This window comes from Actinomycetospora chiangmaiensis DSM 45062 (genome assembly GCF_000379625.1).
GTDB classification, from domain to species: Bacteria; Actinomycetota; Actinomycetes; order Mycobacteriales; family Pseudonocardiaceae; genus Actinomycetospora; species Actinomycetospora chiangmaiensis.
The window spans coordinates 57235-81353 of record NZ_KB903223.1; the positions used below are offsets into that span (position 1 = coordinate 57235).

At 74.4% G+C, this 24119-nt stretch carries 29 protein-coding genes; 25 read left to right on the plus strand and 4 right to left on the minus strand.

Annotated elements, in window-relative coordinates; translation table 11 throughout:
• The first annotated feature begins 7 nt into the window (after positions 1-7).
• Genes A3CO_RS0110870 through A3CO_RS31535 form a run of 11 tightly spaced genes read left to right on the plus strand, consistent with a single transcriptional unit; the run spans position 8 to position 9569 of the window.
• On the plus strand, positions 8-1024 hold the full coding sequence (locus A3CO_RS0110870; RefSeq protein ID WP_018332271.1) for a phosphotransferase family protein: 1017 nt from the start codon (positions 8-10) through the stop codon (positions 1022-1024).
• Positions 1021-1788: an SDR family NAD(P)-dependent oxidoreductase gene (locus A3CO_RS0110875; RefSeq protein ID WP_018332272.1), complete on the plus strand. Its 768-nt coding sequence runs from the start codon at positions 1021-1023 to the stop codon at positions 1786-1788. Before A3CO_RS0110870 ends, A3CO_RS0110875 begins: the two co-directional genes overlap by 4 nt.
• Positions 1785-3014 carry an acyl-CoA dehydrogenase family protein gene (locus tag A3CO_RS0110880; RefSeq protein ID WP_026204485.1) on the plus strand — a complete coding sequence of 410 codons (1230 nt, stop codon included), beginning with the start codon at positions 1785-1787 and terminating at the stop codon, positions 3012-3014. The genes A3CO_RS0110875 and A3CO_RS0110880 overlap by 4 nt, the downstream gene beginning before the upstream one ends.
• Complete coding sequence (locus A3CO_RS0110885; RefSeq protein WP_026204486.1) at positions 3011-3820, plus strand: SDR family NAD(P)-dependent oxidoreductase; 810 nt, start codon at positions 3011-3013, stop codon at positions 3818-3820. The genes A3CO_RS0110880 and A3CO_RS0110885 overlap by 4 nt, the downstream gene beginning before the upstream one ends.
• Positions 3817-4233, plus strand: coding sequence for a Zn-ribbon domain-containing OB-fold protein (locus tag A3CO_RS0110890; protein ID WP_018332275.1), 417 nt, complete (start codon positions 3817-3819; stop codon positions 4231-4233). The genes A3CO_RS0110885 and A3CO_RS0110890 overlap by 4 nt, the downstream gene beginning before the upstream one ends.
• Positions 4230-5387, plus strand: a complete 1158-nt coding sequence (locus A3CO_RS0110895; RefSeq protein ID WP_018332276.1) for a thiolase family protein — start codon at positions 4230-4232, stop codon at positions 5385-5387. Before A3CO_RS0110890 ends, A3CO_RS0110895 begins: the two co-directional genes overlap by 4 nt.
• Positions 5384-6691 carry an acyl-CoA dehydrogenase family protein gene (locus A3CO_RS0110900; protein WP_018332277.1) on the plus strand — a complete coding sequence of 436 codons (1308 nt, stop codon included), beginning with the start codon at positions 5384-5386 and terminating at the stop codon, positions 6689-6691. The genes A3CO_RS0110895 and A3CO_RS0110900 overlap by 4 nt, the downstream gene beginning before the upstream one ends.
• Entirely contained in the window at positions 6688-7803 is a 1116-nt protein-coding gene (locus A3CO_RS0110905; RefSeq protein ID WP_018332278.1) for an acyl-CoA dehydrogenase family protein, read from the plus strand. Before A3CO_RS0110900 ends, A3CO_RS0110905 begins: the two co-directional genes overlap by 4 nt.
• 56 nt (positions 7804-7859) lie before the next feature.
• On the plus strand, positions 7860-8519 hold the full coding sequence (locus tag A3CO_RS0110910) for a TetR/AcrR family transcriptional regulator (RefSeq protein ID WP_018332279.1): 660 nt from the start codon (positions 7860-7862) through the stop codon (positions 8517-8519).
• The gene (locus tag A3CO_RS0110915) at positions 8516-8875 is read left to right on the plus strand and encodes a nuclear transport factor 2-like protein (protein ID WP_018332280.1); all 360 of its coding nucleotides are present in this window, start codon (positions 8516-8518) and stop codon (positions 8873-8875) included. The genes A3CO_RS0110910 and A3CO_RS0110915 overlap by 4 nt, the downstream gene beginning before the upstream one ends.
• A gap of 1 nt (position 8876) precedes the next feature.
• Complete coding sequence (locus A3CO_RS31535; protein WP_018332281.1) at positions 8877-9569, plus strand: nitroreductase family protein; 693 nt, start codon at positions 8877-8879, stop codon at positions 9567-9569.
• 58 nt (positions 9570-9627) lie between these two features.
• Here the strand turns inward: A3CO_RS31535 and A3CO_RS0110925 are convergent, their stop codons facing one another.
• Positions 9628-10323: an alpha/beta fold hydrolase gene (locus A3CO_RS0110925; protein ID WP_018332282.1), complete on the minus strand. Its 696-nt coding sequence runs from the start codon at positions 10321-10323 to the stop codon at positions 9628-9630.
• A gap of 184 nt (positions 10324-10507) precedes the next feature.
• Between A3CO_RS0110925 and A3CO_RS0110930 the strand changes: the two genes are divergently transcribed.
• The 7 genes from A3CO_RS0110930 to A3CO_RS0110960 are packed head-to-tail and all read left to right on the plus strand — an operon-like array spanning position 10508 to position 16011.
• Positions 10508-10903, plus strand: coding sequence for a hypothetical protein (locus A3CO_RS0110930; RefSeq protein WP_018332283.1), 396 nt, complete (start codon positions 10508-10510; stop codon positions 10901-10903).
• A gap of 28 nt (positions 10904-10931) precedes the next feature.
• Entirely contained in the window at positions 10932-11258 is a 327-nt protein-coding gene (locus tag A3CO_RS0110935) for an EthD domain-containing protein (RefSeq protein WP_018332284.1), read from the plus strand.
• Positions 11255-12733 (plus strand): class I adenylate-forming enzyme family protein, encoded by a 1479-nt coding sequence (locus A3CO_RS0110940; protein WP_018332285.1) that lies wholly within the window; start codon positions 11255-11257, stop codon positions 12731-12733. Before A3CO_RS0110935 ends, A3CO_RS0110940 begins: the two co-directional genes overlap by 4 nt.
• A gap of 5 nt (positions 12734-12738) precedes the next feature.
• Positions 12739-13500: an SDR family NAD(P)-dependent oxidoreductase gene (locus A3CO_RS0110945; protein ID WP_018332286.1), complete on the plus strand. Its 762-nt coding sequence runs from the start codon at positions 12739-12741 to the stop codon at positions 13498-13500.
• A gap of 12 nt (positions 13501-13512) precedes the next feature.
• Positions 13513-14892 (plus strand): DUF1254 domain-containing protein, encoded by a 1380-nt coding sequence (locus A3CO_RS0110950; protein ID WP_018332287.1) that lies wholly within the window; start codon positions 13513-13515, stop codon positions 14890-14892.
• 8 nt (positions 14893-14900) lie between these two features.
• Positions 14901-15260, plus strand: a complete 360-nt coding sequence (locus tag A3CO_RS0110955) for a VOC family protein (RefSeq protein WP_018332288.1) — start codon at positions 14901-14903, stop codon at positions 15258-15260.
• 4 nt (positions 15261-15264) lie between these two features.
• Positions 15265-16011, plus strand: a complete 747-nt coding sequence (locus A3CO_RS0110960; protein WP_018332289.1) for an SDR family oxidoreductase — start codon at positions 15265-15267, stop codon at positions 16009-16011.
• Between the two features lie 15 nt (positions 16012-16026).
• Here A3CO_RS0110960 and A3CO_RS0110965 read toward each other — a convergent pair whose 3' ends face one another.
• Positions 16027-16869 (minus strand): helix-turn-helix transcriptional regulator, encoded by an 843-nt coding sequence (locus A3CO_RS0110965; RefSeq protein ID WP_018332290.1) that lies wholly within the window; start codon positions 16867-16869, stop codon positions 16027-16029.
• A 91-nt stretch (positions 16870-16960) separates the two neighbouring features.
• Here A3CO_RS0110965 and A3CO_RS0110970 point away from each other — a divergent pair, with 91 nt between their 5' ends.
• Positions 16961-17410, plus strand: a complete 450-nt coding sequence (locus A3CO_RS0110970) for a GatB/YqeY domain-containing protein (protein WP_018332291.1) — start codon at positions 16961-16963, stop codon at positions 17408-17410.
• A 48-nt stretch (positions 17411-17458) separates the two neighbouring features.
• Here A3CO_RS0110970 and A3CO_RS0110975 read toward each other — a convergent pair whose 3' ends face one another.
• Positions 17459-18208, minus strand: coding sequence for a sulfite exporter TauE/SafE family protein (locus A3CO_RS0110975; RefSeq protein ID WP_018332292.1), 750 nt, complete (start codon positions 18206-18208; stop codon positions 17459-17461).
• 20 nt (positions 18209-18228) lie between these two features.
• On the opposite strand from A3CO_RS0110975, the gene A3CO_RS0110980 reads away from it, so the two are divergent.
• The 3 genes from A3CO_RS0110980 to selD all read left to right on the plus strand — a co-directional run bounded on the left by A3CO_RS0110980 (position 18229) and on the right by selD (position 20858).
• Positions 18229-18456, plus strand: coding sequence for an RNA-binding S4 domain-containing protein (locus A3CO_RS0110980; protein WP_026204490.1), 228 nt, complete (start codon positions 18229-18231; stop codon positions 18454-18456).
• Between the two features lie 468 nt (positions 18457-18924).
• Positions 18925-19761 (plus strand): DUF742 domain-containing protein, encoded by an 837-nt coding sequence (locus A3CO_RS31540; RefSeq protein ID WP_245561481.1) that lies wholly within the window; start codon positions 18925-18927, stop codon positions 19759-19761.
• A gap of 92 nt (positions 19762-19853) precedes the next feature.
• Positions 19854-20858 (plus strand): selenide, water dikinase SelD, encoded by a 1005-nt coding sequence (gene selD / locus A3CO_RS0110990; protein ID WP_018332294.1) that lies wholly within the window; start codon positions 19854-19856, stop codon positions 20856-20858.
• A 32-nt stretch (positions 20859-20890) separates the two neighbouring features.
• On the opposite strand, the gene A3CO_RS0110995 is transcribed toward selD, so the two are convergent.
• Entirely contained in the window at positions 20891-22018 is a 1128-nt protein-coding gene (locus tag A3CO_RS0110995; RefSeq protein ID WP_211214445.1) for a glycosyltransferase family 9 protein, read from the minus strand.
• 158 nt (positions 22019-22176) lie between these two features.
• Between A3CO_RS0110995 and A3CO_RS0111000 the strand changes: the two genes are divergently transcribed.
• The 3 genes from A3CO_RS0111000 to gcvH are packed head-to-tail and all read left to right on the plus strand — an operon-like array spanning position 22177 to position 23971.
• On the plus strand, positions 22177-22935 hold the full coding sequence (locus A3CO_RS0111000) for an SDR family NAD(P)-dependent oxidoreductase (protein WP_026204491.1): 759 nt from the start codon (positions 22177-22179) through the stop codon (positions 22933-22935).
• A 33-nt stretch (positions 22936-22968) separates the two neighbouring features.
• Complete coding sequence (clsA, locus tag A3CO_RS0111005; protein WP_018332297.1) at positions 22969-23541, plus strand: cardiolipin synthase ClsA; 573 nt, start codon at positions 22969-22971, stop codon at positions 23539-23541.
• A 43-nt stretch (positions 23542-23584) separates the two neighbouring features.
• The gene (gcvH, locus tag A3CO_RS0111010; protein WP_018332298.1) at positions 23585-23971 is read left to right on the plus strand and encodes a glycine cleavage system protein GcvH; all 387 of its coding nucleotides are present in this window, start codon (positions 23585-23587) and stop codon (positions 23969-23971) included.
• The last annotated feature ends 148 nt before the right edge of the window (positions 23972-24119 follow it).

Below are 24119 nucleotides of genomic sequence, written 5' to 3' on the forward strand. Positions count from 1 at the left end.
GAACCCGATGACGCAGGAGACGGTGCCGGCGCGCACCGACGATGCGGACCCCGCCCTCGCGGACCGCGTCCGGACGGCGCTGGGCGCCCCGGACGCCGGGCCGTTGACCGTCCTCGAGGGCGGCCGGTCCGGGCTGACGTACGTCCTGCACGACGGCGGGTCGGGCCACGTGGTGAAGGCCGTCCCCCCGGGGCGGCCGGCGAGGGGCCGCCACGACGTGCTCCGCCAGTCGCACGTGCTCTCCGCGCTCGCCGGGTACGGCCTGCCGGTCCCGGCCGTGACGGCCCGGGAGGAGGACGTCCCCGCCTGGTTCGCGATGGAGCTGGCGGCGGGGGAGGCCGTCGAGCCCGTGCTCGACGTCGCGGCCGGCCTGGCGCCCGACCTGGCGCGCGAGCGCATGACGCGGGCGGCCCGGGTCCTCGGCGCGCTGCACGCCGTGCCGCTCGACCGTCTCGCGGACGGGGTCCGGACGGCGGGTGGCGCCCTGCCCGACCCCGCGACGCCGGGCGACGAGCTCCTCCGCTGGGAGGAGACGATGCACGCGGTCCCGGTCGAACTCCGGCCGGGCTCGGACGAACTCCTCGCCGCTCTGTACGCGACGGTCCCGGAGCCCGTGGCGCCCGTGCTGGTCCACGGCGACTTCCGCCTCGGCAACCTGCTGTGCGCCGGGGTCCAGCCCACCGCCCTCGTGGACTGGGAGATCTGGGGTATCGGGGACCCGCGGGTGGACCTGGGCTGGTTCGGGGTGTTCACGGACGGCACGCTCTTCCCCGGCGTCGGCGGGGTCGTCCCGGGCCTGCCGTCCGAGGACGAGCTGGGCGAGCTCTACCGCGCGGCGGGCGGGACGGTGCCGCAGACGGCGTGGTTCCGCGCGCTGGCCCGCACGAAGATGGCCGCGATCATGGGGCACAACCTGCGTCGCCATCGCGAGGGCCGCCACCACGACCCGGTGCAGGAGCAGCTCCCGCCGACCATCGCGGCCCTCATCGACTCCGCGCGGGGTCTGCTGGAGGGGGCGTCATGACCGTCCCGTCACCCGCCGAGCTGTTCGACCTCACCGGCCGCACCGCCGTCGTCACCGGCGCCTCGTCGGGCCTCGGGGCCCGCTTCGCCGCCGTGCTCGCGGCGGCCGGCGCCACGGTGTGGACCACCGCCCGCCGCAAGGACCGGCTGCACGAGCTCGCCGCCGACCAGCCGTTGTTCCGACCCGTCGCCGCCGACCTCTCGACCGACGACGGGCGGCGCACGGTGATCGACACCGTCCGGGCGGGCTCGGGCACCATCGACCTGCTGATCAACAACGCCGGGGTGGACAGCGGCGCGAAGCCCGCCGACGAGACCTCGGAGCGCTTCGCCGAGGTCCTCGGCACCAACCTCGTGGGCCCGTTCCACCTCGCCCGGATGGCCGCCGAGGCCGCGGGGGAGCAGGGCCTGGCCGTGGTCAACGTCAGCTCGATCCTCGGGCTGGTGTCGGCCGCGCCGCTGGGCGGGGCGAGCTACGCCGCGTCCAAGGCCGGGCTGCTCGGGCTGACCCGCGAGCTGGCCGGCCACTGGGGCCGCCGCGGGGTCCGGGTCAACGCCCTGGCCCCCGGCTGGTTCCGCACCGAGATGAACGACGAGCTGTTCGCCGACGAGCGCTCGGTGCGCTGGATCGGCCGCAACACGATGCTCGGCCGCGCCGGGGAGCCCGCGGAGCTCGACACCGCGCTGCTCTTCCTGTGCTCGCCGGCCAGCAGCTACCTCACCGGACAGATCCTCACCGTCGACGGAGGGTGGACGGCACGATGACCACCGTCAGCGAGACCGAGCTCGACGAGTTCACCGAGCGGGCCCGGGAGTGGCTCGCGGAGACCGTGCCTCCGCGCGGGGACGACGACCGCCGCTCGGTGGCGGTCTTCCACGACCTCCCGTTCGACGAGGAGCGCGCTCTCCTCGATCGCATCCGCGGCTGGCTCCGGACGAGGTTCGACGCCGGGTACGGCGCCCTCTCCTGGCCCGTGGAGCACCACGGCGCCGGGCTGTCCGGGCTGCACGAGGAGGCGTTCGCCGAGGTCGAGCGCGAGTTCTCGACGCCGGGTCAGCACGAGCTGACCTCGGTGTCGACGGCCCTCGTCGCGCCCACCGTGCAGCTGTTCGGCACCCCGGCGCAGACCGAGGCGCTGGTCCGCCCGCTCCTGCGCGGCGACCTCACCGCCTGCCAGCTGTTCTCCGAGCCCGCGGCGGGCTCCGACCTCGCGGGCCTCGCCACGAAGGCCGTCCGCGACGGCGACGACTGGGTCGTCACCGGGCAGAAGGTCTGGAGCTCGGGGGCGCAGTTCGCCGACTGGGGCGAGCTGATCTGCCGGACCGACCCCGACGTGCCCAAGCACCAGGGCCTGACCGCCTTCCTGCTGCGCATGGACACCCCTGGCGTCGACGTCCGGCCGCTGCGCCAGATGTCGGGCGGGACCTCGTTCTGCGAGGTGTTCCTCGACGAGGTCCGCATCCCCGACGCCTGGCGCCTGGGCGAGGTCGGCGGCGGCTGGGGCGTCACGCTCGCGACCCTGGGCTTCGAGCGCGGCCACTCGGGCGCCAACGCCGACCTCGGCGGCGGCTTCGACCAGCTCGTCGAGGACGCCCGGCGCCTCGGGCGGACCGGCGATCCCGAGGTCCGCCGCCTCCTCGCCGCCGTGTACGCCGCGGAGCGGGTCGCGGCAGCCTCCGCGCAGCGCGACCGCGAGGCCCGCCTGGCCGGCGAGGAGAACGGCGCGATCGGGTCGCTGCGCAAGCTCGCGTGGACCGAGCGCCTCTCGCTCGTCTCCCGGGCCGCCGCCGCCGTCCTCGGGACCCGGCTGATCGCCGACGCCGGGGACGGCAGCTTCCGCTGGACCGAGCACGTCCTCGGCGCCCCGGGCTACCGGATCGCCGGCGGGTCGGACGAGGTCCAGCGCACGATCATCGCGGAGCGCCTGCTGGGCCTGCCGCCGGAACCTCGCGCCGACCGCGGGGTGGCCTGGAAGGACATCCCTCGATGACGGACACGGTGAGTACCCCGGTGGCCGACGCCGTCGCGGCGGCCCGCCCGGACCCGCAGCCCCTCGGCGGTCGGACCGCGCTGATCACGGGCGGGTCCCGTGGCCTGGGGCGCGAGATCGCGATCGCGTTCGCGGCGGCGGGCGCGGACGTCGCGATCGCCTCGCGCAAGAAGGAGGCCTGCGTCGAGCTGGCCGGAGAGCTCACGGCGGCCACGGGCCGTCGGGTCACCGCCCACGGCGTCCACGTCGGGCACTGGGACGAGGTCGACGCCCTGCTCGACGAGGTCGAGGCGGAGCTGGGGCCGGTCGACGTCCTGGTGAACAACGCCGGCATCGCCCCGACCTACCCGTCGCTGGACAAGGTCTCCGAGGAACTCTTCGACAAGGTCTTCGCGGTCAACGTCAAGGGCCCGTTCCGGCTCACGGCGCTGGCGGGGGCGCGGATGGTGCAGCGCGGTGGTGGTGTGGTCCTCAACATCTCGTCGATGGGCTCGGGGCGGCCCACGGCGGGCGACCTGCCCTACACCGCGGCGAAGTCGGCGCTCAACACGCTGACCGCCGGGTTCGCGCAGGAGTACGGCCCGGCGGTGCGGGTCAACACGATCCTCGCCGGCCCCTTCGCCACCGACATCAGCCGGTCGTGGGACCCGGACGCGGTGGCACGGATGGCGCAGGACTGGCCGCTGCAGCGCGTGGGGGAGCCCGGCGAGATCGTCGGCGCGGCCCTGCACCTCTGCGGGCCCGGCGCGAGCTACACCACCGGCGCGCTCCTGGCGGTCGACGGCGGACGGCTGGCCGCGCCGTGACCGCGCCCAGGTTCGTCGACCCGTCCCTGCTCAGCGACACCGAGGAGGGGCCCGCCCTGCTCGGCAGCCGGTGCACCGACTGCGGCGCCCACACCTTCCCGCGCCAGGGCGGCTGCCCGCGGTGCACCGGAGCGGGGATGGCGGACGTCGTCCTCTCCCGGACCGGGACGCTCTGGTCCTTCACCACCCAGGGATTCCGGCCGAAGCCGCCCTACACCGGCACCGAGGCCCACGAGCCCTACGCCGTCGGCTACGTCGAGCTGCCCGGACAGCTGCTCGTCGAGACCCGGCTCGTCGAGGCCGACCCGGACCGCCTGGAGATCGGGATGCCCGTCGAGCTCGCCCTGGTGCCCTTCCGGGACGACCCGGACGGCCCCGTGCACACGTTCGCGTTCGTGAGGAGGACGCCATGAGCGGCGTCGCGATCGTCGGGATCGGCATGCACCGGTTCGGGCGCACCGAGGGGGTGTCCGGACGCGCCCAGGCCGTCCACGCCGCCCGCCGGGCGCTCGACGACGCCGGGCTGCGGTTCTCCGACATGCAGTTCGGCTTCGGGGGCTCCCACTCCGCCGGGGACGCGGACACGCTCGTCTCCGAACTCGGGCTCACCGGGTTGCCGTTCATCAACGTCGCGAACGGGTGCGCGACCGGCGGCTCGGCCCTCATCGCCGCGGACGCCGCGATCCGCTCCGGGACGCACGACCTCGGGATCGTCATCGGGTTCGACAAGCACCCGCGCGGCGCCTTCGACACGGATCCGGCCGACCACGGGATCGGGTCCTGGTACGGCGAGACCGGGATGATGGTGACGACCCAGTTCTTCGGGATGAAGATCCAGCGCTACCTGCACGACCACGGGATCAAGCCCGACGTGCTCGCCGAGGTCGCCGCCAAGGCCTTCCGCAACGGCGCCCGGAACCCGATGGCCTGGCGGCGGAAGGAGATGGCCGCCGCGGAGATCGCCGCCGCGCCGATGATCTCCCACCCGCTGACGCAGTACATGTACTGCTCGCCGGCCGAGGGCGCCGTCGCGCTGGTGCTCTGCCGTGCCGAGGACGCCCACCACTACACCGACCGGCCCGTGTTCCTGGCGGCCGCGACGTTCCGCAGCCGCCGCTACGGGTCGTTCGAGGTCTTCTCGCCGTGGCTCGCCCTCGACCGCGCCGAGTCGCCGACCGTCGAGGCCGCCGCGGCGGCGTTCGCGGCGGCCGGGCTCGCGCCGTCGGAGGTCGACGTCGCCCAGATCCAGGACACCGAGTCCGGCGCCGAGCTCATGCACATGGCCGAGACCGGGCTGTGTGCCCACGGCGAGCAGGAGGAGCTGATCCTCTCCGGCGCCACCGCGATCGAGGGCCGGCTGCCGGTCAACACCGACGGCGGGTGCCTGGCCAACGGCGAGCCGATCGGCGCCTCGGGTCTGCGCCAGGTCCACGAGAACGTGCTCCAGCTGCGCGGCGACGCCGGCGAGCACCAGATCCCGGGTGACCCGCAGGTCGGGTTCACCCACGTCTACGGCGCGCCGGGCATCTCCGCCTGCACCGTGCTGACCCGCGAGGAGCGGTCATGAGTTGGGGATTCGAGTCCGAGCCCGAGGTGGCCGCGGAACTGGAGTGGGTCGAGGCGTTCGTCCGCGACGAGATCGAGCCCGTCGACCTCGTCGTCGAGCACGCGTGGAACCCGCGCGACCCGGTGCGCAACGCGCTCATCAGGCCGCTGCAGGAGAAGGTCAAGGAGCGTCGGCTCTGGGCGTGCCACCTCGGCCCGGAGCTGGGCGGGGAGGGGTACGGCCAGCTGCGCCTCGCGCTGCTCAACGAGAAGCTCGGCCGCACCCATTCCGGCCCCGTCGTGTTCGGCTGCCAGGCGCCCGACTCCGGCAACGCCGAGATCCTCGCCCACTACGGCACCGACTTCCTGAAGAAGACCTACCTGGAGCCGCTGATCGCGGGCGACATCGTCTCCAGCTTCTCCATGACCGAGCCGCACGGCGGCTCCGACCCGACCGGGTTCCGCACCACCGCCGTCCTCGACGGCGACGAGTGGGTGATCAACGGCGAGAAGTGGTTCTCCAGCCACGCGCTGTTCGCGGAGTTCCTCATCGTCATGGCCGTCACCGAACCGGACGCTGAGCCGCACCGGTCGATGTCGATGTTCGTCGTCCCGGCGGACACCCCCGGGATCCAGCGGGTGCGGGACACCTCGGTCTGGGGGCACGACGAGCCGGTCGGCACCCACCAGTACCTGCGCTACCACGACGTCCGCATCCCGGCCGAGAACATCCTGGGGGAGCGTGGCGAGGGCTTCGCCGTCGCCCAGACCCGCCTCGGCGGCGGCCGCATCCACCACGCCATGCGCACGGTCGGGCTCGTGACCGCGGCCTTCGAGATGATGAAGCGGCGGGCGGTGTCGCGGACCAGCAGGGGGCGTCGGCTCGCCGAGCAGCAGCTCGTCCAGGCGATGATCGCCGACACCTGGATCGAGCTCACGCAGTTCCGCCTGCTCGTGCTGCAGACGGCGTGGAAGATCGACCGCTACCAGGACTACCGCAAGGTCCGCGCCGACATCGCCGCGGTGAAGGCGGCCATGCCGAAGGTGCTCGCCGACGCCGCCGGGCGCGCCATCCAGATCCACGGCTCGCTCGGCATCTCGAAGGAGTTGCCGTTCGGCAAGTGGGTCCTCGAGTCGTACCACATGGGTCTCGCCGACGGCGCCACCGAGATCCACAAGGTCAACCTCGCCCAGGCCCTGCTGCGCGGGACCGAGCCCGACGACGGGCTCTTCCCGCCCTACATCCTGCCCACCCGCCGCGCGGAGTCCCGGGAGCGCTACGCCGAGGTGCTGGCCGCCGCGGCCGACGACGGGGAGACCCCGTGAGCCTGCGCCTCACCCCCGACGCCGACGCCGAGGACCTGCGCGCGGTCGTCCGGGACTTCCTCGAGCGGCGCACCGAACCGTCCCGCGACCCCGACCCGACCTGGGACCGCAACCTGTGGCGCCGCTTCGCCGCCGAGCTCGGGGTCGCCGCGCTCGACGTGGGCGAGGAGTTCGGCGGCGCCGGCGCGAGCTTCCGCGAGGTCGCCGTGGTCGCCGAGGAGCTCGGCCGTCGGCCGGTGCGGCTGCCCTGGTTCTCCACGGCCGTGCTCGCGGTCGGTGCCCTCACCGCACTGAGCGGCACCGACGACCTCCGTCGTGACCTCCTGACCGACCTCTCGAGCGGGGAACGGACGGCGGCCTTCGCCTGGCGCGAGGACCACGACGGCTGGGATCCGGACCGCCTGACGACGCGTGCCGAGGGCGACGACGACGGCGGGTGGCGCCTGCACGGCGCGAAGCTCCAGGTCGTCGAAGGTGCCACCGCGGACGTGCTGCTCGTGGTCGCCGCGGTCGAGGGCGAGCCGGCGGTGTTCGTCGTCGACGGCGCGGCCGAGGGCCTGGTGCGCTCGCCGCTGCGGGCGCTCGACCCCAATCGGCAGCTCGCCGACGTCCTGCTCGACGGGGTGCCGGCACAGCGGGTGGGGCAGCCCGGCGACGCCCGCGACGTGGTCGCCCGGGTCCTCGAGCGGGGGCGGGCCGCGCTCGCCTGCGAACAGACCGGCGGGGCGGCGGCCGCGCTGGAGCTCTCGGTCGCCTACGCCGCGGACCGGGTCCAGTTCGGCCGCCCGATCGCGACGTTCCAGGCGATCAAACACCGCTGCGCGGACATGGCGGTCCGGGTGGAGGCGGCGCGCTCGGCGTCGTGGTGGGCCGCGGCCGCCCTTGCCGAGGCCTCGTCGGAGGCGCCCACCGCGGTGGCGACGGCCGCGCTGGTCTGCGGCGAGGCCTACGCCTGGGTGGCGGCCGAGACCGTCCAGGTCCACGGCGGGATCGGCTTCACCTGGGAGCACGTGGCCCACCTCCACGTCCGGCGCGCGGCCACCGACGCGGTGCTGCTCGGGGCCGGCCACGACGAGGCGCTGCTCGCGGCGATCGGGTTCCCGAGCGCATGAACCCGGTTCAGGCGCTGACTAGGGTGAGGGCGACCCATCTGCCGAAAGGGCCGCCCATGAGCATCGCCGCACTCACCGAGACCGACGACGGCCCGCGGTCCAAGCGTCCCGCGATCCTGGCCGCGGCCGTGGAGTGCTTCGGGGAGGCCGGGTACGAGGGCACGAAGTGGTCGGCGGTGGCGGACCGGGTCGGGATCGGGCAGACCGCGCTCTACCACTACTTCGAGTCCAAGGCCCACTGCCTGCTCACCGTCATGCGCCTGGGGCTGCGGAACTCCGAGACCGCGTTCCACGCGGCGACGGCCGACGCGCCGACCGCCCTCGCCGGTCTGGGCGCCGCCGTCGGCGCGGCCTACGCGCTCTCCCCGCAGGAGGTCCAGCAGAACCGGATCCTCGTCGCCAACATCGGTCTGCTCGCGACGCCGCGGTCCTCCGAGCGGGAGGAGAAGGAACGCCTCGCGTCCCGCGACCTCGTCGTGCGGGTGGAGCGCAACTGGGTCGAGCTGATCGAGCGCGGCATCGCCGACGGCGAGTTCCCCGACCGCGACCCGGTGATCATGGCGCGCAGCCTGCTGGGGCTGATCACCGGCGTGTGGCGGTGGTACCGCCCGGACGGGGCGCTCGACCTGGACGACATCGCGACCTTCATGGCGGGCTGCGCGGCCCGCATGGTCGCCGCCGAGGAACCCGTGACCGTCGAGGAGGACGGCAGATGATCATCGAGGAGTACTACGGACGGCTCGACGGGGCGGACCCGCTGAGCGGGCTCGACCTGGTCGCCCCGGACGTCGAGTTCCTCATCGCGATCCCCGGGCGGGACGTCCGCGGCTCCGGCCGGGCCGACCTGGAGGCGTACGTGGTGGGTCGTCCGCCCGTGGGGCGTCGCCACCACGTCCGCCGGCGCGCCGTCGACGGCGACCTCGAGATGGTGCACGGCATCGTCACCGAGGCGGACGGCCGCGGGACCGGGTCGTTCACCGCGACCGCCCTCGTCACCGACGGGCTCGTCCGGCGCTACCAGGCGTTCTTCCGCCCCGACTTCGGCATGTTCGACCTGCCCGTGGGCGGCTGAGGTGGACGCCGACGAGGTCCTCACGACGACCCGGGCGGTCCGGCGCCGCCTCGACCCCACCCGCCCCGTCCCGCTGGACGTGATCCGGGAGTGCGTCGAGGTGGCGCTGCAGGCCCCGGCCGGGTCCAACCTGCCGCGGACCCGCTTCGTCGTCGTCCGGGACCCCGCGTTGCGGGCCGGGCTGGCGGACCTCTACACCGCGGTCTACGAGGGGACCTATCGCGGGTCCGAGGGCTACATCGGCCGGGTGGCCACCGAGGACGCCGGAGCGGCCCGCACGCAGGAGCGCACGACGCGCTCGGCCGACGCGCTCGCGACCGCCCTGCACGAGGTCGACACGATCCTCATCGCCTGCCTGGAGGGCGCACGGCTCGACGGCGCCTCCGCGATGGCGAGCGCGTCGCTGCTCGGCGGCGTGCTGCCGGCGACGTGGAGCTTCATGCTCGCCGCCCGGGCCCGCGGCCTGGGCACCTGCTGGACGACGATGCACCTCGCCCGCGAGCGCGAGGCGGCCGAGCTGCTCGGCATCCCGTACGACCGGGTCCAGCAGGTCTGTCTGACGCCGGTGGCCTACACGGTGGGGGAGCGGTTCGGCCGCGCCCGCCGACCCGCCGTCGACGACGTCCTGCACGTGGACGGGTGGGACGAGAGCCTCCCGTCCGCCCCGGACGTCCGCGGCCTCGCGGCCCGCTGAGGGGCCGGTCGGGCCGGTCCACCGGCGACGACGGCCGCGGTCCGCCGTCGCCTGGGTCTCACGTGTGGAGGCGGTCGAGCAGGGCGGCCAGGTCGTCCGGCGCGCTGATCATGGGCAGGTGGCCGGTGTCCATCCACTCCACGTCGGCGCCGGTGAGCGCCACCGAACGCTCCTGCAGGTCGGGGGTGTAGCAGTGGTCCGCGGCCAGGCGGACGTAGGTGCGCGGGACGTCGAGGCGGTAGCCGGACAGGTCCACGACCTCCGAGAGCAGCGCCGCGGAGTCGTCCACCATCCGGTCGAGGGCGGACGCCGCCGTCGCGTCGTCCATGTCGTTGCAGAGCATGGCGTGGGCCGCCTCGCGTCCCTGGCTGTAGACCCCGCCGGCGAGCGACGCCTCGACGGCCTCCCGGACACCGGGGTCGATCTGGTCGAGCACGCGGGTGCCGTCCGGCGGGACGACGGCGGAGAGCAGGACGACGCGGCGGAGACGGTCACCGAGCGGTCCCATCACCCGCGGCACCGTGACGCCGGCGAAGGAGTGTCCGACGAGGACGACGTCGTCGAGCCCCCGGGCGTCGACGTCGGCGAGCACGGCGTCGGCGCAGTCCTGCAGGGTGACCTTCCGGACGTCGACGTCGGCCCGGCTCCCGCGGCCCGGCAGATCGACCGCGAGGGCCTCGTGCGTCAGTCGGGGGACGAGCTCGTCCCAGCAGGCCGCGCCGTAGCCGGCGCCGTGGATGAGGACGAAGGACATGGGGTGCTCCGGTCGGTCGGGAGGTCGAGGCGGCATCGCCTCGCCAGAAATTAACTGAAGTCAGTTCAGGAGTCCACGGCGGAATGCTTGCCGGGGCGGCAACGGCCTGCCTAGGGTGGAGGTGGGCAAACTGAACTCAACTCGGGTGAGGCTCGAGTGGATCCGTCAGAGGGGACGGTCGTCCGTGGAGAACGACGAGGGATCAGCCGCCATCGCGGCACCCTTCCTGCGCCGCTGGTTTGCGAGCCTCGACGGGGAGTCGCCCGACGACATCCTCGGGATGATCGCGCCCGACTTCCGCTTCTCGATCGTGTTCGGGACCGGTGGCGGCGCCGCCCAGGACTTCGCGGGCGGACGCGACGCGATGGTGGGCTACCTCGCCCAGCGCGAGAAGGGCGCCCTGACCCACCACGTGCTGTCCGCCTCGACGGTGGACGCCGACGAACTCGTGCTCGGCCAGGCCCGCCGCGGGGGCGCCTTCGAGTCCACGTTCGTCGCCGCGGCCCGCCTCGCCGCCGACGGGCGCGTCACCGATCTCATGATCGGCCGCTCGCCCGAGCTCGACGTCGACGCCCACTGACACCCCGCCCTCGCGACAGGAGACCACCGTGTTCAACCTCGTCCTGCTGGCCGCGCGCCCGCCGGAGTGGACCCACGAGCAGTTCATCGACTGGTGGCGCGGCGAGCACGCGGAGATGACCTACCCGTTGCCCGGCCTGCGGGCCTGGCGTCACACCGCCGTGTCCAGCGCCCTCGAGCCCCGCTCGGAGGGCTGGGACGGGGTCTCGATCCTGAGCTTCGACGACGAGGAGTCCGCCCGTGCGGCCCTGGCCAGCGAGGAGTGGGCCGCGGCCGTGCGGCACGTCGGGTCGATGAAGGGTCGGCGCATCGCCCTGCTCGGCGACGAGGTCGAGATGCTCGGGGCGACCCGGTGAGGGAGCTCCACGCCGATCTGGTGCGCCGGGCGGCCGCCGCGCCCGACGACGTCGTGGCGATAGACGCCGACGGGGCCCACCGGGTCGCGGACGTCCTGGCGCGGGCGGACGACCTGGCTGCGACGGTCGAGGCCCGGACCGGTCCCCGGCCGACCGTGATGGTGCAGGCGGACAACTCGTGGCGGACCCTCGTCGCCGCGCTCGCCGTCGGCCGGCTCGACGGCACCCTGGCGCTGCTCAGCCGGCACACGACCGCCCAGGAGTTCACGGCCGCCTGCGAGGACGTCGACCCGGACGCCGTCGTCCTCGCACCCGCGGTGGCCGCGGAGATCGCCCCGGGCGAGGCGGACGCGGAGGTCCTCGACGGCTGGCGCCTCACCGCCCGCACGGCCCGGGGCGGCGGGCGCTGGCGCGGCGGCGCCGTCATCGGCCTGACCTCGGGATCCACGGGCCGGGCGAAGGGCGTGGTCCAATCGGAGGCCGCGCTGCGGTACGCGGGGCGGGCCACCATCGACGCCGTCGGGCTCCGTCCCGGCGACACCGTGGCCGCGCTCGTGCCCTTGTCCTCGGCCGCGGCGGTGTGCTTCGGGCTCTACCTGCCGCTCCTGCTCGGGGGTCGCGTCCTGCTGCTCGACCGCTGGGACCCCGCGGCCGCCGTCGACCTCATGGCCTCCCACGACACGCGCTGGACGATGTGCGTGCCGACCATGGCGCTGCAGATGGGTTCCGCGGCACGGCGCGGCGGCGAGCTCGCCGCCATGACCGCCATGACCATCGGCGGCGGACCGATGGACGCCGGCGCGCTCGGGCGGGCGGAGGAGCGGCTCGGCACACGGTTCCTGCGGGTCTTCGGGATGTCGGAGTGCCTCGGCCACACGACCTCGCGGCCCGACGACGACCCGGTGACGCGACTCGGGACCGACGGCATGCCCTTCCCCGGCACCGAGCTGCGCGCCGTCGACGAGGACGGAACGACGCTGCCCGCCGGGACGACGGGTCGGGCCCAGGTCCGCGGCCCGTCGCTCTTCGTCGGGTACGCGCGGGACGGCGAGGTGGTCCCGCCGGCGCTCACCGCGGACGGCTTCCTGCCGACGGGGGACCTCGCCGCGGTCGCCCCCGACGGGACGGTGTCGATCCGCGGGCGCGAGAAGGACATCATCATCCGCGGCGGGCGCAACATCGACGTCACCGAGGTGGAGTCCGCGGTCGCGCGGCACCCGCACGTCGACCAGGTCTGCGTGGTCCCGGTGCCCGACGAGGTCCTCGGCGAGCGGGTCGCGGTCCTGCTCGTCACCGCCCGCGACGACCTCGACCTCCCCGAGCTGCAGCGCCACCTCGCCGACCTCGGACTGACCAAGGGCAAGTGGCCGGAGTACGTGTTCCGGGTCGAGGGCCTCCCGCAGAACCGGGTCGGGAAGCTCTCCCGGTCCGACGCCGCGAAGCTCGCCGACCAGCTGCGCGCGGTCCGGGCCTGACGACGGTGATCACCGGACGCTTCGGGGGACGGGTGGCGGTGGTGACCGGCGCGGGTTCCGGGCTGGGCCGGGCCGCGGCCCGCCGGTTGGCCGACGAGGGGGCCGAGGTCCTGCTGCTGGACCGCGATGCGGTGGCGGCGCACGACGCCGCCGCGGAGCTGCCCGGCGCCACCGCCTACGAGCTCGACGTCACCGACGCCCGGGCCGTCAGCACGACCTTCGACCACCTCGCCGCGCGGCACGGGACGCTCGACGCGCTGGTCAACAACGCCGGGGTGGTGGGTGAGCAGCTGCCGATCCACCTCACCCCGGACGCGACGTGGACTGCCGTGATGCGGGTCAACGCCGACGGCGCCTTCTTCGTCCTCCGGGCGGCCCTGGGGGTGATGGTCGCCGCGGGGCGCGGTGCCGTGGTGAACATGTCGTCCTCCTCCGGGCTGTCCGGCAAGCCGAACCTGGCGCCCTACGGCTTCTCCAAGGCCGGCATCGTCGGGCTGACCCGGACGGCGGCGGTCGAGTACGCCGCCCACGGCATCCGGGTCAACGCCGTGGCCCCGAGCGCCGTCCGCACCCCGCTGGTGGAGGCCCACATCCGGGCGGCGCCCGACCCAGCGGCGATGGAACAGCGGATGGAATCCCAGTCACCCCTGCCCGGCATGGGCACGCCCGAGGACGTCGCCGCCGTCATCGCGTTCCTGCTCTCCGACGACGCCGCCCGGATCACCGGCCTCACGGTGCCCGTCGACGGCGGCTACCACGCGACCTGACGAGGGAGTCCCATGAACGTCCGCACCCACGACACCACCGCGACGGACGTGGTCGCCTCCCCGCACGACGACCTGGTCCCGCGCGATCCGGACGCCCGGCGGACGTGGTGCACCGCCCTCGGGACGGCGGCCGTCGTGTACGGCACGCCCGCCGCCCTGCAGTACGCGCAGTTCTCGGAGCAGATCCTCGCCCCCGGCGCGCCGGGGCGCCTGGCGGAGTTCGTCCACGAGCGGACCCCGGCGGGCCCGGAGTTCCGGGGGTTCCGCGCCCCGAACGTCGACACCCTGTACTCGAACGCCTGGCTGGACCTGCGGGGTGGGCCCGCAGAGCTCCGACTGCCGGAGGTCGACGACCGCTACCTCACCGTGCAGGTGCTCGACGCCCACAGCAACGCCACCAACCTCAACTCGCGGACGCACCCGGGCGTCTCCCGCTTCTGGTTGGTGTCCACGCGGTGGGACGGTGAGGTCCCGGCGGACGCGGCGGTGGTGCGGGTGGGCACCGACCTCGCGTGGCTGCTGCTGCGGATCCAGGTCCTCGACGACGACGTCGCCGCCGTGCACCGGCTCCAGGACGCGGTCCGGCTGAGCGCTCCGCCCGTGGTGGACGACCTCGGTCCGGCGGTCGACCCCGAGGCCGTCGAGACGGACTGGCGGGTGTTCTACCGGGCCCTCGACGCCGCGTTGCGGCTCGGTGGCGTACCCGAGTCGGAGTGGGCCCACGTCCGGCCGTTCGCGGCGCTCGGCCTGCTCGGACCCGGGCCGTGGGACCCGGCGGCGCTCGACGAGGCGACGGCGGACGCGCTCGCGGACTCGTTCGCCGCGGCCCAGGCCGTCCTGCGGGCGAGCCGGCCGCAGCTCGGGGAGTCGACGGGGACGGGGTGGACCCGGGTCCGCGACAAGGGCGCGCACGGGCACAACTTCCTGGCCCGCGCGGTGATGAACCACGTCGGCCTCGAGGCCAACCTGACCGCCGAGAACACCTCGTTCAACACCCACGTCGACGCGACCGGCGACCGGCTCCGCGGGCGGCGCGGTCCCTACCGCCTGGCCTTCGACACCCCGCCGCCCGCGGACGCGTTCTGGAGCCTGACGCTCGACCACGTCGAGACCGGGCGGCTGTACGCCAACGTCCTCGACCGCTACGGCCTGGGGAGCGCGTCGCTCGGGACGAGCGGGCCGGTCGCGATGACCATCGCCCACGAGGACCCGGGGGAGGGGCCGTGGCTGCCCTGCCCGGAAGGCGACTTCTACCTGATCCTGCGCCTCTACGCGCCGGGCGCCGCCGCGCGCGACGGCAGGTGGCTCCCCACGCCGGTCACCCCGTGCCGACGACGGGCGGATCCGTCCAAGGCGGACCGACCCGGCGTCGGGAAGGCTCCCTCCCTATGACGAGCCCCGTGCGCAGGATCATCGCCGACGTCGCGATGGCCGACCCGACCGCCGACCGCGCGTTCTGGACCGAGCTGCTCGGCCTGGACACGCCCATGGACCAGGGCTGGGTGGTGAACCACAGCGCGACCGGGATCGCGCAGGTACCGCAGGTCCAGCTGCTCACCCACGACGCGAGCGCCCCCGTCGACCCGGTGCTCTCGGTCGCCGTGGAGCCCGCGGAGCACGAGCCGTTGTACCGGCGCATGGTCGACGCCGGGCTGGAGATCGTGCACCCGATGACCACCGAGCCGTGGGGCGTGCGGCGGTTCTTCGTGCGGACCCCGGGAGGTGTCGTGGTGAACATCCTGGAGCACCACGAGGCGTGATCTAGTGGGGCCCGTGCGGACACTGATCACCGGGGCGTCGAGCGGGCTGGGCGAGGGCATGGCGCGGGAGTTCGCGGCCCGGGGCCACGAGCTGGCGCTCGTCGCGCGGCGCACCGACCGACTCGAGGCGCTCGCGGCGGAGCTGGCGGCGCGGCCCGGCTCCGCGCAGGTGGTGACGGCGCAGCTCGACGTCACAGACGACGAGGCCGTGGCGCGGGTGGTCCCCGAGGTCGCGGGCAAGCTCGGGGGCCTGGACCGGATGATCGTGAACGCCGGGATCGGGGACGGCCGGAAGGTCGGCTCGGGGAGGCCCGAGGCGAACCTGCGGACCGCCCGGACCAACTTCGTCGCGGCCATCGCCCAGGCCGAGGCCGCGATGGAGATCTTCCGCGCGCAGGGTTCCGGGCACCTCGTGCTCGTCACCTCGGTCGCGGCCGACCGGGGGCTGCGCGGCGCCCAGACCGTGTACGCGGCCGCGAAGGCCGGCCTGTCGACCTTCGCCGAGGGGCTGCGCTCCGACGTGCACGGCACCGGCATCGCCGTCACCGAGCTCGCGCCCGGCTACATCCGCACCGACCTCAACGAGGGCATGTCGATGCCGTTCGGGGTCGACACGTCCACCGGGGTGCGGGCCATGGTCGACGCGATCGAGCGCCGTCCCGGCCACGCCTACGCGCCGCGCTGGCCGTGGTCGCTGCTCGGCCCCGCGCTGCGCGTGATGCCGATGCCACTGGTCCGCGCCCTGACCTGACCTGACCTGACGTGGCTATTCGACCAGCGCCTGCGTCCCGAGGACGACGGCGAGCTCGAGGCGCTCGGCGTCGGGCGTCCCCGGCGCCGCGGTGTACACCATGATCCGGACGTCGTCGGTGGCGACGACGAGGGTGTCGCAGTCGAGGGTGATCGGGCCGATCGTCGGGTGCTCGATCGTCTTGTGCTTCGACGCCTCCGCCATCGGGTCCGGCAGGTCGGCGTCCCACAGCTCGGCGAATCGCGGGCTCCGGGAGGCGAGCTGGTCGACCAGGTGGCGCAGCGACCGGTCGTCGGGATAGCGGCTGGCCGTCAACCGCAGGGTGGCGACCGTCGTCTCCTCGAAGACCGTCGCGCTCTCCGGGGTGTACGCGACCCTCCCGCCGGGGCCGACGAAGTGGCGCCACAGGACGTTGCGCTCGCATCCCTGCCAGCGCGTCGTGTCGCCCATCAGCGCGTCGTAGGGCGCGTTGGCGACGAGCAGCGTCAGCGAGGCATCGAACACCGCGACGGGCGTGTGGCCGAGCCGGTCGAGCAGCCGCTGGACGCTCGGGGTGATCCGCGTCGGGACGACGTCGCGCCCCGGGGCGGCGTGCCCGGCGAGGCCGAACAGCAGGTCGCGCTCGGCGTCGGACACCCGCAGCGCCCGGGCGAGCGCCTCCACGACCTGCGCCGACGGCGAGGTGGCCCGGCCCTGTTCAAGTCGGGTGAGGTAGTCGGCGGAGATGCCGGCGATCCCGGCGAGCTCCTCGCGCCGCAGCCCTGCCGCGCGCCGTCGCTGCCCCGCGGGCAGCCCGGCCGCCGCGGGCTCGAGCCGGTCACGCCAGCGGCGCACCGTGCGCCCGAACTCCGAGGTCATGATCGCAGTGTGCGCCGGGAGGCCGCGCCTGTCCTGGCCCCCGCGGTCCCACCACCGATTCCGGGTGGACGACGGCGCCTAAGCTGGACGGGTGCTCAAGGAGAGGCTCCGCAGCGACCTGACCACCGCCATGAAGGCCCGCGACGAGGTCCGGGTCTCGACACTGCGCATGGCGTTGACCGCCGTCACGAACGCCGAGACCGCGGGCACCGAGCACCACGACCTCTCCGACGAGGAGGTCCTCGGGGTGCTCACCAAGGAGACGAAGAAGCGCCGCGAGTCCGCCGAGGCGTTCGACGGTGCCGGGCGCGCCGAGCTGGCCGACCGGGAGCGCGCCGAGGAGCAGGTCCTCGCCGAGTACCTGCCCCAGCCACTGACCGACGCCGAACTCACCGAGCTGGTCGCCGCCGCGATCGCCGAGACCGGCGCGGAAGGGCCCAGGCAGATGGGCCAGGTCATGAAGGTCGTGCAGCCGCAGGTGGGTTCGCGGGCCGACGGCCGACGCGTCTCGACCGAGGTGAAGCGCCAGCTCTCGTCCTGACGGCGGGTCGGCCGCGGCGCCGGCACCGGACCCGGGACGGGCGCACCGTCAGGTGACCGCCTGGACGAACAGCACGACCGCGAGGACCAGCCCGGCGACCGCGATGCCCACCCGCAGCACCTGCGGCGGCAGGCGACGTGCGATCGCCGGGCCCGCGTAGTTGCCGGCGAGCAGGCCGACCAGCAACGGCAGGGCCGCGCTCCACACCACCGTGCCGAACACGATGAAACCGACCGCCGCGACGGCGTTCGACGCGCCGAGGAGCACGTTCTTCACGGCGTTGACCCGTACGAGCGTGTCGGCGAGCAGGTGGGACAGCAGGGCGAGCATGAGCACACCCGCGGCGGCCCCGAAGTAGCCGGAGTAGACGCCGATGGCGATCGCGCCGGCCACCGTCGCGGCGTTCGGCCGGCCGTCCCGGCGTCCCTCCGCGGCCGCCGCCGCCCGCGGCGGACGCAGCAGGACGAGCGAGGCGAACGCGACCAGGAACGGCACGATGAGCGCGAAGGTGTCCGAGGGCGTGACGAGCACCAGCGCACCGCCCACGATCCCGCCGAGCACGGTCAGCGGGATCAGCCGCAGCACCCGCTCGCGCTGCCCGCGCAGCTCCCGCCGGGACGACGTGATCGACGCGGAGCTCGAGATCGCCAGCGCGATCGTGTTGGTCTGGTTCGCGACGACGGGTGGCAGGCCCGTCGCCAGCAGCGCCGGGTAGGAGAACAGGGACGCGAGCCCGGCCATCGACCCCGACAGCCCCGCCGCCACGCCCGCGAGCACGAGCAGCAGCGTCGTCGTCACGGCTGTGATCAGATCACGGGATGGCAGACGTGAGGGCGGTCGAGGTGACCGGGACGATCCGGCTCGGCCAGTTCCTCAAGCTCGCGGGCCTCGTGGAGCACGGGGCGGACGCGAAGGACGTCGTGGCGTCGGGTGACGTGACCGTCAACGGGCGGGCCGAGATGCGCCGCGGCCGCCAGCTCGCCGACGGTGACGTCGTGGCGTTCGGTGGGGAACGGGCCCGGGTCGTGGCACCGGAGCGGCCCTGATCTTTTGCGTATGCAACGAAACCCGGAGGTGCCGTCCCGGCGAACCGGGTGGAACGACGACGACCCCCGGGTTCCGCCGAGATGAGCCCTACCGAGAGGTCGAAGGTAGGGCCGACACCAGCTTAGGGCCCCTCCGACCGGACGGGTGACGGAGACGCTCAGGGACCACCGGAACGGCCGAATCCCGCCCGGATCGGAGCGGTCCGACGACGGTCCGTCAGCGGTCGGTGAGCGCTCGGAAAGCGGTCCGATCGCGGTCCCGGGCCCGGTTCCGCGACCTCCCGCCCGGTCGTCCCGTCGGGTCACGGGTGGACGAATCTCCTACTCCGTCCGCGACGTCCGATGTCACGAGATCGTCACGTCAGGGACCGAGCGTCACATCGTGCCCGACCGAGATGTGCCGTAGCGTGACGTGCCTGTCCGGATCGGCCGCTTCGATACGGAGCGCACGGAGAGCGGGTGCGGAGCGTGACCGAGGAGCGCGGGGGAGAGGCGCGGCACGGTCGACTCCGGCGACGGCAGACGGTCGGGCGCACCGGAGCCCGGTTCCCCCGCACGGTCGAACCACCCGTCGAGCCGGCCGAGCAGGTGCTCGAGGCGGTCGAGGTGCCCCTCATCGGTACCGATCCGCCGTCGGGACCAGTCGTCGGTCGCACGGGGGCCCGCTTCCCCCGGACGGTCGCGCAGGCGGCCGGCGGGCCGGACCCCGCACCGCCGGTCGAGGTGGCCACTGGGAGCGACCCGCCGTCGGGAACGATGGTCGGTCGGACGGGGGCCCGCTTCGGGTCCCGCGCGCGCCAGATCCGCCGCGCCCTCGAGCAGCAGGCCGCCGAGGACGCGGTGGTCCCGGTCCAGGCGGTGCCGCTGCGGGAGAAGGAGCGGTACGACCCGGTCCACCCGTGCCCCGACGAGTCGCCCACCGCACCGCTGCACCTCGCCGAACTGAAGAACCGGGCGGAGGGGTACGAGTCCCGGGTGTCGGTCCGCCCCTACGTACGCACCCGCGGCCGGACGAGGGCGCGTCCCGACCTGCGGGTCGAGACCCTGATCTCACTGCCCCGCCCGCGGCCGCCGCTGGAGGACCCGGAGCACGTCGTCATCGGCGACCTCTGCGACGCGGCGCCCCGCTCGGTCGCCGAGGTCGCCGCCCTGATGCGGGTCCCGCTCGGCGTCGCCCGCGTGCTCATCGGCGACATGGCCGACGACGGGTCGGTGCGGATCCACCCGACCGCCGCCGCAGGACCGCAGCACGGTCCCGACCGCGAGATGATGGCGCGCGTGCTGCGGGGGCTGCACGGGCTGTAGGGATGCCGGGCCGCCTTGACCGGCGGGTACGGCGCCGGGGCGGTCGGCGATCCGGTCGTGCTGGACGTCCCGGTCTGACGCAGGATGAGGTCATGACGGCGGTGGCGGACAAGCGGTTGACCGGATACGCCCACGGCGGCGGGTGCGCCTGCAAGATCCCGCCCGGGGAGCTGGAGTCCTTCGTCCGCACGCTCGCCCCGGCGCCGACGGCCCAGCGGGTCGGGGAGCTCGTCGTCGGGCTGGAGGACGGCGACGACGCGGCCGCGGTGACGATCCGCGACGGCCTCGCCCTGATCGCGACCACCGACTTCTTCACCCCCGTCGTCGACGACCCCTACGACTGGGGCCGCATCGCCGCCGCGAACGCGCTCTCGGACGTCTACGCGATGGGCGGCCGACCCGTCGTCGCGCTCAACCTGCTCTGCTGGCCCCGGGACGTGCTGCCCTACGAGATGGCCGCCGAGGTGCTGCGCGGCGGGCTCGCGGTGGCCGACGAGGCCGGCTGTCACGTCGCGGGCGGCCACTCGGTGGACGACCCGGAACCCAAGTACGGCATGGCCGTCACCGGCACCGCCGACCCCGCGAAGCTCATCCGCAACGACGCCGGGCGCGCCGGCCTGCCGCTGACGCTGACCAAGCCGCTGGGCCTCGGCGTCCTGAACAACCGGCACAAGGTCACTGGCGAGGTGCACGCGGGCGCGGTCGAGACGATGACGACGCTGAACGCCGCCGCCTCCCGCGCGGCCGTCGAGGCGGGCATCGTCGCCGGGACCGACGTCACCGGCTTCGGCCTGCTCGGCCACGCCTTCAAACTGGCCCGGGCCTCCGGGGTCACCGCCGTGATCGACGCCGCCGCCGTGCCCTACCTCGACGGCGCCCGCGAGGCGGTCCGGGAGGGCTTCGTGCCCGGCGGGTCCCGGCGCAACCTGGACTGGGTCGCGCCGGAGTCCGACCTCGACGGGGCCACCGAGGAGGACCGCATCCTCCTCGCCGACGCGCAGACCTCGGGCGGACTGCTCCTCGTCGGGGAGCTCCCCGGGCACCCGGTGATCGGCGAGCTCGTTCCCGACGACGGGGTGAGGCTTCGCCTCATGTGAGCACTTTCCGTGGCCATCACGACGGAAAGTGCTCACATGGGCTGCGCCCACAGGTCCTGCGCGGCGTCCCGGACGTCGTCGACCGGCACGTCGTGGGTCGCCGACGCGTGGTGGCCGCACCAGCCCTCGAGCACCCGGCGCCCGCACACCGCGCAGCCGCCGTGCCAGGACACGAGCACCCGGTGCCACACCCGGGTCAGCGGGGCGACGTCGGCGAGGTTGGCGTAGGTGAACACCGCGACGGTCGGGGTGCCGACCGCGCCGGCCACGTGGCGGGGGCCGGAGTCGTTGCCGATCATCAGCCGGGCGCGGGCGAGCAGGCCGACGAGCCCCGGCAGGGTCAGGCCACCCACCACCGTCTCCGGCTCGCGACCCGCCACGGCCGCGTAGCCGCGCGCCACCTCGGCGACCCGGTCGCCCTCGGATCCGCCGCCGACCACCACGACCCGCGCGCCCTCGAGCGACGCGGCGACCGCCCCGAGGCGGTCCTCCGGGTAGCAGCGGCGGGCGTCGGTGGCGCCGGGGTGCACGACGACGAGCGGCGCGTCGGTCTCGGCGACCACCTCCCGGGAGGCCGCGAGGTCGGCGTCGGTCACCGTGAGGCGCGGCTCGATCCGCGGGGTGAGCGCCCCGACGGTCGCCGCGAGCTCGTTCCACCGCAGCGTGTCGTGCTGGTAGGGCGTGTAGGGCACCCAGCGGTCGGGACGCGGCGCACCGGGCGCGGCCGTCCCCGCCGTCACGCGGGCGCCGAGGCGGGCGAGCAACGGGTTGGAGTTCCCACCGCCGCCGTGCATCTGGATCGCGAGGTCGTACCCGTACGCGCGCTGCCCGGCGGCCCAGGCCTCGACGACGTCCGCGGGGGCGTCCGGGCCCGGACCGACCCGCACCCCGGGCACCGGCGGGACGAACACGACCCGGTCGACGGGGGAGGGGCGCCCCGCGAGCAGCGCCTCGTGGTGCGGCTGGCCGAGCAGCGTGATCTCGGCGTCCGGGTACGCCGCGCGCACCGCCGACAGCGCGGGCTCGGAGACCACGAGATCGCCCAGCCCGTTCGCCCGCAGGATCGCGAGTCGGCGGACGTCCGGCACGAGCGGAGCCGGATCGGCGGGCACGCCGAGGGCGGGAGCCCCGACGGCAGGGGTGGTCACCACGGCAGTCACGAGCCCGTGGTGCCCGAATCGACGCGCGTGCCACCTCCCCGGACGGCCGGTGGCACACCGGGCGCGCCGAGCGGGTGTGGCCGGGCCACACCGACCCTCGCGCGCGTGGTGTGGACCTCACCTACCGCGGGTGGCGCGGGCCACCTACCGTCGGGTCCGTGAGCACCCCAGGAGAAGACCGGGCCGCCGTCGTCACCGGGTCGGCCAGCGGGATCGGCCGCGCCGTCGTCGAGCGCCTCGTCTCCGACGGCTGGCAGGTCCTCGGCGTCGACCTCGAGGCCGCCGACGACCTCAAGGGCGCGGAGACCCTCGGCGCCGACCTGACCACCCGCGAGGGCAACCGCGCGGCCGTCGACGCCGCCCTCGAGGCGTTCGGCCGGATCGACCTCGTCGTGCCCAACGCCGGGTTCCAGCACGTCTCCCCGGTCGCGGAATTCCCCGAGGACCGCTGGGACGCCCTGCTGCAGATCCTGCTGACGAGCCCGTTCCTGCTCGCCAAGTACGCGTGGCCGGCGCTCGTCGAGGCCCCGCGCGGCGGCCGCTTCATCCCGATCGCCTCGGCGCACGCCCTCGCCGCGAGCCCGTTCAAGGCCGGGTACGTCAGCGCGAAGCACGGCGTGATGGGCCTGGTGAAGACCCTCGCGCTGGAGGGGGCGCCCCACAACGTCACGGCGGCCGCGGTCTGCCCGGCCTACGTGCGGACGCCGCTGGTCGAGAAGCAGATCGCCGACCAGGCGAAGGCGCACGGCATCAGCGAGGACCGGGTCATCGAGGAGGTCATCCTCACCCCGCACGCCGTGAAGCGGCTGATCGAGCCCAGCGAGGTCGCCGACGTGGTCGCCTTCCTCACCACCCCGGCCGGGTCCACGTTCACCGGCGTGCCGGTCACGATGGACATGGGGTGGACCGCGCGCTGAGCCCGGCCGCCCGCGAGCTGGGAGACTCCGGCCGTGACCATCCGGGAGATCGCGTCCGAGCGGTGGCTGACGGTCCCGAACCTGCTGTCGGCGGTCCGGCTCGCCGGGGTGCCGGTCTTCCTGTGGCTGCTGCTCGGGCCGCAGGCCGACGGGTGGGCACTGGTCGTGCTGGTGATCTCCGGGATCACCGACTGGCTCGACGGCAAGCTCGCCCGCTGGCTGGACCAGTACTCCAAGCTGGGGGAGGCCCTCGACCCGCTGGCCGACCGGCTCTACGTCCTCGCGGCACTCGTCGCCTTCGTGGTCCGCGACATCGTGCCGTGGTGGGTGGTGGTGCTGATCGTCGGCCGCGACGTCGTGGTCTCCGCCGCCCTGCCGTTGCTGCGCCGCAAGGGCTACCTCGCGTTCCCGGTGCTCTACGTCGGCAAGGCGGCGACGCTGTGCCTGCTGTACGCCTTCCCGCTGCTGCTGCTCGCCCAGATGGACTGGCCGGGGGCCGACCTCGCGCGGCCCGTCGCGTACGCGTTCACGGCCTGGGGGATCGCGCTGCACCTCTGGTCGGGGGCGCTCTACGTGGTCCAGCTGGCCCGCACCCCCGCACGCTAGGCTCCCCCGGCCCGTTCACCCGAACACAGCAGGAGGAGTCGTCGTGGTCCCCGAGGGTCTGCAGTACACGGTGGAGCACGAGTGGATCGCCTCGGCCGGTGACGACGACGTGGTGCGCGTCGGCATCACCGACTTCGCCCAGGAGCAGCTCGGCGACGTCGTGTTCGTCCAGCTCCCGACCGTCGGCGACACCGTCACCGCCGGCGACTCGATCGCCGAGGTCGAGTCGACGAAGTCGGTCTCGGAGATCTACGCCCCGCTGGCGGGTGAGATCACCGCGGTGAACTCCGACCTCGGCGACACCCCGGAGCAGGTCAACTCCGACCCGTACGGCTCCGGATGGATGTTCGAGCTGCGCCTCTCGGACGCGGGCGAGCGGTCCGAGCTCCTGGACGCGGAGGCGTACCAGGCCGTCGTCGACGGGGCCTGAATTCCACCCGACGGTGCGCGACCGATCCGGTCACGGCGCGTTGTCATCAGTGGGGCACATCGAAGCGGGACCGACCCACGGCGTGATGGTGACGCACGGTACCGTGACGGCGGCCTCCTCCCCGTGGTCCCGACCGGGCGCCGCGGGG

Excerpts from the sequence above, each read along its gene's own strand:
- A3CO_RS0110900 (WP_018332277.1), top strand. The coding sequence starts at position 5,384 with ATGAGTTGGGGATTCGAGTCCGAGCCCGAGGTGGCCGCGGAACTGGAG.
- A3CO_RS0110925 (WP_018332282.1), bottom strand. The coding sequence starts at position 10,323 with ATGTCCTTCGTCCTCATCCACGGCGCCGGCTACGGCGCGGCCTGCTGG.
- A3CO_RS0110910 (WP_018332279.1), top strand. The coding sequence starts at position 7,860 with ATGAGCATCGCCGCACTCACCGAGACCGACGACGGCCCGCGGTCCAAG.
- A3CO_RS0110895 (WP_018332276.1), top strand. The coding sequence starts at position 4,230 with ATGAGCGGCGTCGCGATCGTCGGGATCGGCATGCACCGGTTCGGGCGC.
- A3CO_RS0110950 (WP_018332287.1), top strand. The coding sequence starts at position 13,513 with ATGAACGTCCGCACCCACGACACCACCGCGACGGACGTGGTCGCCTCC.
- A3CO_RS0110880 (WP_026204485.1), top strand. The coding sequence starts at position 1,785 with ATGACCACCGTCAGCGAGACCGAGCTCGACGAGTTCACCGAGCGGGCC.
- A3CO_RS0110885 (WP_026204486.1), top strand. The coding sequence starts at position 3,011 with ATGACGGACACGGTGAGTACCCCGGTGGCCGACGCCGTCGCGGCGGCC.
- selD (WP_018332294.1), top strand. The coding sequence starts at position 19,854 with ATGACGGCGGTGGCGGACAAGCGGTTGACCGGATACGCCCACGGCGGC.
- A3CO_RS0110980 (WP_026204490.1), top strand. The coding sequence starts at position 18,229 with ATGGCAGACGTGAGGGCGGTCGAGGTGACCGGGACGATCCGGCTCGGC.
- A3CO_RS0110965 (WP_018332290.1), bottom strand. The coding sequence starts at position 16,869 with ATGACCTCGGAGTTCGGGCGCACGGTGCGCCGCTGGCGTGACCGGCTC.
- A3CO_RS0110875 (WP_018332272.1), top strand. The coding sequence starts at position 1,021 with ATGACCGTCCCGTCACCCGCCGAGCTGTTCGACCTCACCGGCCGCACC.
- A3CO_RS0110870 (WP_018332271.1), top strand. The coding sequence starts at position 8 with ATGACGCAGGAGACGGTGCCGGCGCGCACCGACGATGCGGACCCCGCC.
- A3CO_RS0110915 (WP_018332280.1), top strand. The coding sequence starts at position 8,516 with ATGATCATCGAGGAGTACTACGGACGGCTCGACGGGGCGGACCCGCTG.